Source organism: Thiobacillus sp., assembly GCF_024708915.1.
This window is the reverse complement of the sequence record NZ_JANJXQ010000198.1, coordinates 1-9568: the sequence shown is the minus strand read 5'-3', so window position 1 is coordinate 9568 and position 9568 is coordinate 1. Positions and strand designations below refer to the sequence as shown.

9 protein-coding genes and 1 tRNA gene are annotated in these 9568 nt (G+C 62.6%); 7 read left to right on the top strand and 3 right to left on the bottom strand.

What is annotated here, in order from left to right; all coding sequences use genetic code 11:
• Together groEL and Q0L94_RS13545 are read left to right on the top strand one after the other, a co-directional pair.
• On the top strand, positions 1–1062 hold a 1062-nt coding region (gene groEL / locus Q0L94_RS13550), incomplete at its 5' end, for a chaperonin GroEL (protein WP_296754011.1).
• 163 nt (positions 1063–1225) lie between these two features.
• Positions 1226–1915: a 3'-5' exonuclease gene (locus Q0L94_RS13545; RefSeq protein WP_296754009.1), complete on the top strand. Its 690-nt coding sequence runs from the start codon at positions 1226–1228 to the stop codon at positions 1913–1915.
• Between the two features lie 51 nt (positions 1916–1966).
• On the opposite strand, the gene Q0L94_RS13540 is transcribed toward Q0L94_RS13545, so the two are convergent.
• The 3 genes from Q0L94_RS13540 to Q0L94_RS13530 form a co-directional block, all read right to left on the bottom strand.
• Positions 1967–4006 (bottom strand): cation acetate symporter, encoded by a 2040-nt coding sequence (locus Q0L94_RS13540; RefSeq protein WP_296754006.1) that lies wholly within the window; start codon positions 4004–4006, stop codon positions 1967–1969.
• A complete protein-coding gene (locus Q0L94_RS13535) occupies positions 4006–4332 on the bottom strand; it encodes a DUF485 domain-containing protein (RefSeq protein WP_296754004.1) in 327 nt (108 codons plus the stop codon). The genes Q0L94_RS13540 and Q0L94_RS13535 overlap by 1 nt, the downstream gene beginning before the upstream one ends.
• A 141-nt stretch (positions 4333–4473) precedes the next feature.
• The gene (locus Q0L94_RS13530; protein WP_296754002.1) at positions 4474–6366 is read right to left on the bottom strand and encodes a DUF294 nucleotidyltransferase-like domain-containing protein; all 1893 of its coding nucleotides are present in this window, start codon (positions 6364–6366) and stop codon (positions 4474–4476) included.
• Positions 6367–6562: 196 nt separating this feature from the next.
• Here Q0L94_RS13530 and Q0L94_RS13525 point away from each other — a divergent pair.
• The 5 genes from Q0L94_RS13525 to Q0L94_RS13505 form a co-directional block, all read left to right on the top strand.
• A tRNA-Phe gene (locus Q0L94_RS13525) sits at positions 6563–6638 on the top strand.
• 264 nt (positions 6639–6902) lie between these two features.
• Positions 6903–7166 (top strand): hypothetical protein, encoded by a 264-nt coding sequence (locus Q0L94_RS13520; RefSeq protein ID WP_296754000.1) that lies wholly within the window; start codon positions 6903–6905, stop codon positions 7164–7166.
• Positions 7167–7562: 396 nt separating this feature from the next.
• Complete coding sequence (locus Q0L94_RS13515; RefSeq protein ID WP_296753998.1) at positions 7563–7835, top strand: helix-turn-helix domain-containing protein; 273 nt, start codon at positions 7563–7565, stop codon at positions 7833–7835.
• Entirely contained in the window at positions 7825–9054 is a 1230-nt protein-coding gene (locus tag Q0L94_RS13510) for a type II toxin-antitoxin system HipA family toxin (RefSeq protein WP_296753997.1), read from the top strand. Before Q0L94_RS13515 ends, Q0L94_RS13510 begins: the two co-directional genes overlap by 11 nt.
• A gap of 268 nt (positions 9055–9322) precedes the next feature.
• A partial coding sequence (locus Q0L94_RS13505) for a gamma-glutamyltransferase (protein ID WP_296753995.1) occupies positions 9323–9568 on the top strand: 246 nt, incomplete at its 3' end.

The window sequence follows — 9568 nt, the reverse complement described above, 5'->3', positions numbered from 1 at the left end:
TACCTGTCGCCCTACTTCATCAACAATCCCGACAAGCAGATGGCGATCATGGAAGATCCGTTCATCCTGCTGTACGACAAGAAGATCTCCAACATCCGCGACCTGCTGCCGATCCTGGAACAGGTTGCCAAGGCCGGCAAGCAGCTGATGATCGTCGCCGAAGACGTCGACGGCGAAGCGCTCGCCACCCTGGTGGTGAACAACATCCGCGGCATCCTCAAGACCTGCGCCGTCAAGGCCCCGGGCTTCGGCGACCGCCGCAAGGCGATGCTGGAAGACCTGGCCATCCTCACCGGCGGCACCGTGATCGCCGAGGAAGTCGGCCTGTCGCTGGAAAAAGCAGCCCTGGAGGATCTGGGCCGCGCCAAGCGCATCGAGATCGGCAAGGAAAACACCACCCTCATCGACGGCGCCGGCAATGCCGACGCGATCAAGAACCGTATCGCCCAGATCAACAAGCAGATCGATGAAGTCAGCAGCGATTACGACAAGGAGAAGCTGCAGGAGCGCAAGGCCAAGCTGGCCGGCGGCGTGGCGGTGATCAAGGTCGGTGCTGCGACCGAAGTCGAAATGAAAGAAAAGAAGGCCCGCGTCGAAGACGCGCTGCACGCCACCCGTGCCGCCGTTGAAGAAGGCATCGTCCCCGGCGGCGGCGTGGCGCTGCTGCGCGCCAAGGCCGCGGCTGCCGCGGTCAAGGGCGACAACCACGACCAGGACGCCGGCGTGAAGATCGTGCTGCGCGCGATCGAAGAGCCGCTGCGCCAGATCGTCAAGAACTGCGGCGAGGAGTCCTCGGTCGTCGTCAACAAGGTGCTGGAAGGCAAGGGCAACTTCGGCTACAACGCCGGCAACGGCGAATACGGCGACATGGTGAAGATGGGCGTGCTCGACCCCACCAAGGTCACCCGCACCGCGCTGCAGAACGCCGCGTCGATCGCCGGCCTGATGCTGACCACCGACTGCATGGTGTCCGACCTGCCCGACGACAAGGGTTCCCAGATCGGCGGCGCCGACATGGGCAGCCTGGGCGGCGGCATGGGCGGCATGGGCGGCATGATGTAATCGAGCCCCCGCATCCATGCGTGCAGAAGCCCCGCCTCGGCGGGGCTTTTTCATGGGCGCGCTTCCGCTATCATCGAGTCAGCCTGTCGAGGAGAGTCTGCTTGCCCGTGCATCATTCGCGATCCCGTCCGCAGTCGAACCGGATGAACCTGGACGTGCCGTTGTGATCTGGCCTTTCCAGCACTCGCGCCCGGCCCTGCCGCCCGCGCTCGCCGTTCGCCGGCAGCAGCTTGCCAACAGCGCGGTCAGGGAACAGACGCTGGAGGATCGCTGGGTGGTGGTGGATGTCGAAACCGGCGGACTCAACCCGCGGCTCGATCCCCTGCTCGCCATCGGTGCGGTCACGGTCGTCGATCGCGCCATTGCCATGGCGCCGACATGCGAAGTGCGATTGCGGCAGGCCGCGGCCACCGCGACCGCCAACATCCTGGTGCATGGCATCACCACCGGGCAGCAACTCAACGGACTGGATCCGGCCCAGGCTTTGCTGGACTGGCTCGACTACGCCGGCGGCCAGCCGCGCCTGGCTTACCATGCCGCTTTCGATCAGCTGGCGCTGGCACGCGCCAGCCAGACCTGGCTGGGCCTGAAAGACCGCGCCATCTGGCTCGACCTGGCGGTGCTGGCGCCGCTGCTGGCGCCGCAGGGGCCCGGTTTCAACCGTCCACTGGACGACTGGCTCGCCTACTTCCACATTAGCGTTTACCAGCGCCACGGTGCGCTGGCGGATGCCTACGCGACCGCCCAGTTGTGGCTGGCGCTGCTACCGCTGGCGCGGACGCAAAATCTCACCCGCCTCAAGCAACTCATCCGCTTGTGCCGCCAGGCGCGCTGGCTTGCCAAAGCGAAATAAAAAAGCCCCCGGCTGCGACCCCGGGGGCTTGATTGCGCGTTGCGGCGCGCGTCAGTGGGCGCTGGCCCCCTCCGCGTTGATGCCGGTGTTCTGGCGCACGTAGAGCTCGCCCCACATCTCTTCCGCACGCTTGTCGCGGAACAGCAGCGAACCGACGATGACCATCAGGAAGCCCAGCGGGATGGAGATCAGGCCGGGGTTCTTGAGCAGGAAGTACGGCTTCTCCAGGCCCACCATGCTGGTGGTCTGACCTTCCATTTTCTTCAGGTCGCCCTCGGCCTTCTTGATGTCCTTTTCCAGCTTGGCGATGTCCTGCTGGGCCGTTTCGATTTCCTTGGCATCGGTCAGCGTCGGCAGCGTTTCCTGCAGCTTGGCCAGCCTCTCCGGCGCACCCGGTTTGGCGGGTTTTTCAGGAGACGCATGCTTGGCCGGCTCGGACTTGACGCAGCCTTCCAGCGCAAACAGTTCGCATGCGAAGCTGCTGGCCGACACCGCGGCGACCGCCGGTTTGGCCGCTTGGGCAGGTTCGCCTTCCAGCACCTTCCTGGCGTCCTTTACCACCGCCTGGGGGTAGGTCATGTTGGGCGAAATCATGACCAGCGCGATGGCGGAAATGGCCCCCACCAGCATGCCCAGGACAATGCCGTAGGTGTTGGCGCGCTTCCAGTACAGGGTGAGGAACACCGCGGGCAGGTTGGACGACGCCGCCACGGCGAAGGCCAGCGCCACCAGGTGGGCCACGTTCTGGCCCTCGGCAGCAATGCCGACGTAGATGGCCATGATGCCGACGATGACGGACGACACGCGGGCGGCGATCACTTGCTCTTTCGGCGAGGCATGGTCGCCCTTGATGACGCCCACATAGAGGTCGTGCGCCATCGCGGAGGCTGCCGCCAGCACCAGGCCCGCCACCACCGCGACGATGGTGGCGAACGCCACGGCCGCGACGAAGGCCAGGAACAGGTTGCCCAGCACGGAGTCTGCACCGCCGCCGGCATACTGGGCCAGCAAAGGCGCGGCCATGTTGCCGCCCTTGTCCATGCCGGCGATGGTGGCGGGACCGACGTTGATGGCGGCGCCCATGCCGAGGAACAGGGTCAACACGTAGAAGCCGCCGATGATGGCCATCGCCCAGATCACGGACGTGCGCGCGGCCTGTGCGGTCGGCACGGTGAAGAAACGCATCAGGATGTGCGGCATGCCGGCGGTGCCCAGTACCAGGGCCATGCCCAGGGAGATCTGGTCGATCGGGCTCTTCAGGAACAGGCCGGGCTCAAGGAAGCGCTGGCCGAGTTCCTGCGGCGTCATGGTGGTAGCGGCATCGCCTACCAGCTTGGCGACTTGCGTCTGCACCTTGGGATCGTCCACCACGGCCTGCAGGAAGCCGGGCAGGCTGAAGCCGTATTGGCTCCAGGTGATGAACACCAGCAGGATGGACGCGGTCACCAGCAGCACCGCCTTGACGATCTGCACCCAGGTGGTGGCCTTCATGCCGCCGAACACCACGTAAGACAGCATCAGCACGCCGACGCCGATGACCGAGATGTGGTAGTCGATACCGATCAGCGTCTTGATCAGCACGCCGCCGCCCACCATCTGCGCGGTCAGGTAAAAGGTGGACACGGTGATGGTGGACAGCGCGGCCACGGTCTTCGAGGCCTTGGGCTGGTTGCGGAAGGCCAGGATGTCGCCGAGCGTGTACTTGCCGATGTTGCGGCACGGCTCGGCAATCACCAGCAATACGGTGATGTAGGCCACCAGCCAGCCGACCGAGTACATGAAGCCGTCATAGCCGTACAGCGAGATGAGGCCGGCAATCCCGAGGAAAGAGGCGGCAGACAGGTAATCGCCGGCAATCGCCCAGCCGTTCTGGATGCCGGTGACCGAACGTCCGGCGGCATAGAACTCCGACGTCGTATGCGTATGCTTGGCCGCCCAGAAGGTGATGTACATGGTGATGGCGATGATGGCGCCGAACACCGCGAAGGTCATCCACTTGAACTCGTCGGCCACCGCGCCGGCGCCGGCAAAGGCGGGGCCGGAGGCGAGCAGCGCCGCAGCGCCCATGAACAGGGGGGATTGGCGTCCCATTATTTTCTTCCTCCGATGTTTTTGGCGTCGCGCACGATTTCTGCGGCCATGGCGTCGTATTGCTTGTTGGCGCGCTGGGCGTAAATGCCGGCGATGGCCCAGGCCACGATGAATTCGGACAGCGCGAACAGGATGCCGACGTTGACTGGGCCCCACACCTTGATCTTGAACAGATCCTGGAAGTAGGCCGCGCCCACCGGCAGCAGAAAGTAATACACGATGGAGAACAGCATCAGGCCCCACAGGAACGTGGTTTTCTTCTTGTGCAGCGCCTGGAACCGCGGATCCTGATCGATTGCGGCCCAATCCGGTTGCGGACTAGACATGGGAAGCCTCCCTTGGTTGGTTTACGTTTTTATCGATCCGCACTCCGATCCAGGCAGAGCGGCAGCCGACGCCACCTTATCGTAAAAGTTCCGGCAAAAAAAGAAGAAGATATGAAACGGCTGCGCTCAAGCATCCGGGGATCAATATTCGAAGTAGCCGCTCATGACCGCCTGCAGCTTGCGCGCCTGGCGAAAAGCTTCCTTCAGGATGCGCCGGTCAAGCGCGTTGAGCTGCTCCGGATCGATCCGGTTGCCGACCTCCTCGCCCCGGGTTTGCGCCAGATGCTGCTGGCGCATACGCAGCAACTGGATGAAGTGGAAGGCCGCCACCCAGGCCTCGACCTCGTCGGACGCCATGTTCCAGGCGCGCGCCGCTTCCCGCAGGCGCGCTGCCGTGCCGGTTTCGCCGACGCCGGCGTACAGCGCAAAAATACGGGCAGCATCGACAAACGGCGTGATGCCGTTGATTTTGAGATCCAGGGTGTGCGCCTGAGCGCCGCCCGACGCCACCACAAAGTCGCGCACCAGCCCAAGCGGCGGGCGATTGGCGAGCGCGTTTTCCGCCATGCGCTTGAGAAACAGACGGTTGTCCTTGATGCTGCCGTTCAGCCATTCGCGCAGCGCGTCGCTCAATTCATTTGCGCCATACAGGGGCCGGAAATCGAAGAAGACGCTGGCATGGAGCAAGGCTGGCGCATCGCTGCGGTGAATCCAGTTGGCGAAGGTGGCCCGCCATTCCTCCAGGCTTTGGCACCACCTGGAATTGCCGGCCATGATCCCGCCCTTGCAGAGCGGGAAGCCGCATGCCGCCAGCCGCCGGTTCACCCGTTCGGCAAACGCCAGCAGGCTCGCCCGCTCGCTGTCCGTGGCGTTTGCGTAAATCAGCGCATTGTCCTGATCGGTGGCGAGCGTCTGTTCCATGCGTCCTTCCGACCCCAGTGCCAGCCAGCACCATGGCACATCGGGCAGATTGGACGCGCGGCTTTCCAGTTCAATCACCCGCTGCGTCAGCCGGTCGTTCAGACCGGAAAGAATGGCAGTGAGGTTTTCCGCATTCATGCCCTGCGCCAGCAGATTGTGCGCGAAGGCGCCGATATCCTGCGCCAGCGCAGGCAGACTGGCTGGATCCTCGGTGCGTGCGATGGCACCGGTGATGCCCTCCATGGAAAGGCGGCGCAACGCGAAAACGTCCTTTTCCGAGATAACCCCGATCAGCCGCCCGCCTTCCACCAGCGGCACATGGTGGATGCCCCGCCGGGCCATCAGCAGCAAAGCATCCGCTACCGGCGCCGCGCCTTCCAGCGTGGCCGGGCTGGCGGTCATCACCGAGGCGACGGGTGTGCTCATGGGAACACCGGCCAGCGTCACGCGCCTCAATACATCCTTCAGGGTCAGAATGCCGACCGGCTTGGCTTCAGCATCGCTGACCACGACCGATCCAGCCCTGGCCTCATCCATGGCCAACAAGGCTTCGGCCAACGGAGCCTCCGGCCGGACAGACAGCGGGGGCTGGCGGACCAGGCTGCGCGCCGGACGGGTGAAACGGTTTTCATCGTCCTGCGCCAGCGCATATTCGGACTGCACCGCCCGCTGCGATTGTTCCAGCAAACTGGCAATGCGGCGCGTGCAAAAATCGCTGAAGGCCCGGCTTTGCCCGAGCAAGGTCTGGAAATCGGCAGCCTCCAGGCGATAACAGAAGGTGTCGCTTGCCGCGATATAGTGATTCACCGCCGCCCGTCCGGTCAACAAAGCGCCGAGCGGAAACATCTCGCCGCCGGTCAGCTGCAGCAGGCGTGCGCCTTCCCTCCCCGGCGCTTCGCCTTCGATCACACCCTGCTTGACGATAAAAAGAGCGCCCGCAGGAGGGCCGCCGGCCTCAAGCACCGTCGTCTCCTGCGGAAAATATACAACCGACAGTCGTTCCACCAGCCACGCCACGTCCCGCTCCACCATCGCGGAGAAAGGCGCCTGCGTGCGCAGGGTTTCGAGGGTGGCTTGCAGCAGGCTGTTGGCGAAGTAAGGAGAGGAAGCCATGCTGCAATATTACTTGTCCCGACACCGCGCTGCCGAACGTCTTCACCTGCCGCCGCAGATTTGTCTCATGCCTGATCGACGCCGCCACACCTCCGTTGGTTGTGCCTGAGTGTTGACTAGCGGCCCGACTCAGGGTTTAATTGCGCGCTTTGCTGCCTGCGGCAGGCATGCAAAAACCAAAGCATTTCAAAACCATGGCCAGGTAGCTCAGTTGGTAGAGCAGCGGATTGAAAATCCGCGTGTCGACGGTTCGATTCCGCCCCTGGCCACCAATTACTATCAAGCACTTACGCAGTGCTTGCCGCACCCGCCGGGACGATTTCTGACACTTTTCTGTCAAATTCACCCGGCGTCCAGTGCGCCAGGCTGCGTTCCAATGCGCTTGATTGCGGTATCCAGCGAGCTTTGCTCGGATTGAACGGCAGGTAGCTATACGTGTGCTCTCAAGGAGTCCACGATGAAGCACCCGTCCTATCTCGTCAGTTTTACCCCCTCTGTATTTCCCCTCGCCGTCCAGAACTTGCTGGAGGTGCGTCATGGCTAAGCCCTACAAAGAAGGCAGAGGCTGGGCCGTTCGCGTCCGCACCAAGGGCCAGGATATCTATCTCAAGGGCTTCAAGTCCGAAGCGGCGGCGAGCAAGGCCGCCGAGAAACAGCGCGCCTCCATAAACGAGTCTGGCAAGCCGGTCCGGATGGGGCCCCAGCGGACCCATTTCGCCCTGGCCCTGCAGGCCTACGCGCTCGAGTGCCTGCCGTCGCTCAAAGGGGCGAGGCAGGACGCGCAGCGCATGAACCGCTAACCGTCATCATTCCACCCGACCTCAAGCGCGAGCGCCAGGTTCAACGAAAGAGAGATGTCCGGTTGTCCACGGGAGCCGCGCCCCGGGAAACCTGGCTGGCTGAGCATACCCAACAAAATGCGAAACCGTGGCTAGCACTGGGAATGAGCCGGGCAACTTGGTATCGAAAAGGAAAGCCGGGACCCTGAATCGGTTTTATGAGACAGGTTCGTCCGTATATCTGAGTGGCGAAGCCGAATCTTTCCTTTTCTTGCGCCAGCTCCTCGGCTTGGCGCTATTCAGCGCTCCTCCAGCCGTTTTCTTGCATTTTTTACCCATATGGTAATCCTAGCAATCGCAACGCTAGTTGTAAGTTATAACTTGCATTGTTGTTCATTTGTGTTTAAAATGCAAGCCATGACTGACATCATACGATTACCTGATGAATTGGGACACCAACTGCGAGCGCGGCGCGAAGCGCTGGGTTTAAGTAAGTCTGCGCTCGCTGAAAAAGCGGGCAAGGTGCGCGAGGTTGTCTATCGGCTCGAGGCGGGGGAAGACACTACAGTGTCGTCGTTGTTGGCAGTCATGGGGGCGTTGGGGTTGGTGCTTCGCATCGAACGCGCGGGCTTGCCATCCGCCAGTGAAGTCGCCGCCAGGTTCTTGGAAGAGGACGACGATGCTCCCTGAAAAGATTCGGCTGTTGAATGTCTCCATCGGAGCCACTGAGAATGCTGGGCAGTTGCTTCGGTCGTCGACATACGAATTTCGCTACCTTCAGCCTGACCCCGAGCAAGCCACGGTGGCGTTGCTCATGTCCCCCCGCGAGCAGCTTACGTGGCAGGACGGAGACCTGTTTCCCCCGATGGACCAGAACCTCCCCGAAGGCGACTTGTTCATGAGGATTCGGGAACTCTTCCCGAAGCAGCCAATGACACCGATGCACATGTTGGCACTGGTCGGACGCAATGGCATTGGTCGCCTGGGCTACAACTTGCCCAACCTGGCAGCAACACCTTTGCCCCGAACACTGAGCAAACGCGAGTTGCTGAGTACGACGTACACCCCGGAGGTGTTCGATGATTTGGTGGCCGCCTACCTAAGCACAGGGGCGGGCATCGCCGGCATGCAACCTAAAATTATGGTGCCTGACCGGCCAACTGTGCCAATTCCATCGCTCATCGTGAAGGCAGCAAGTGCTGCGTACCCCGGACTGGCTGCCAACGAATTCCTCTGTCTGACTGCCGCCCGCGAAGCTGGTATCCAGGTGCCGTCGTTCGCGCTCTCCGACGATGGGCAGATGCTGGTGCTCGACCGATTCGACTTGGTCGTTCAGGACGATGGGCGGGTCGAACGTTTGGGCTTTGAGGACATCGCAGCTCTGGCCGGGCTGCGGGTACGCGACATCTTGTCCGACCGCAAGTACCACGGCAGCTACCAGCGCATCGCAGAGTTGCTGCGCCAGTTCCAGTTACACAGCGACAACTTGCACCGGTTTTTTGAGCAGGTGGCGTTTTCAATCATGGTGCGAAATGGCGACGCGCACCTGAAGAACTTCGGTCTACTCTACCACTCGCCTGCGCACGTTTGGCTGGCTCCCATGTTCGATGTGGTGACAACGAGCATTTACAAATACACCCAATCTCCCGGTGGCCCCTTGCTTGAAGACCGAACGCTGGCGCTCAAGCTGTTCTCAGGAAAACACCGGACAAAGGCTTACCCCACTACCGAGGAGCTGGTGGACTTTGGGCGCCGGATATGTGGTGTTGCTCAGCCGGCACGCGTACTTGAGCGCATAGCGCAGGCCATGCATAAGACTATGGAAGAGGCAAAAGGGGACTCGCGTGTTCCGAAGGAGTTGTGGGCGCAGATGAGCCAAGCGTGGGCGTTGGGTTACGCCTATGCGTAATGGCTATTGTGGTTGCTCGATAGCCAGCGACCTCTGGCGGATGGGGGCGTGGAGGTGGTGCCTGAGGAGCCGGAAGCGGTGTGGCCTACTGGTGGGATAGAGGCCACGGCGGTGCGGCACTCGCATATTCACCCTTGAACACTTTTGCCTGCAATCGCAGACCGGCAAATAATTTTTCGCTCGCCCGGGAAGGGAAAGCCGCCGCCACGCCTTGACGGGTGGGGCAGGCCGAGGCAGGCTGCAGCCTGTCGCCCACCCCGAAAACCACATGCGCCGTTACGCATCCTGGCTTCTCCTCGCGCTTTTGTCGCCGCCGCTGCTGGCCGCCTCGCCCGACAGCGTGGTTGCGGTCTCGCATCCGGCGGCGGCGGCGGCCGGTGCGCGCATGCTTGCAGCGGGCGGCAACGCCATCGATGCCGCGGCTGCGGTGCAGTTCGCGCTGAATGTGGTCGAACCGCAGTCGTCCGGCATCGGCGGCGGCGGCTTCATGCTGATCCATCTTGCAAAAACCGGC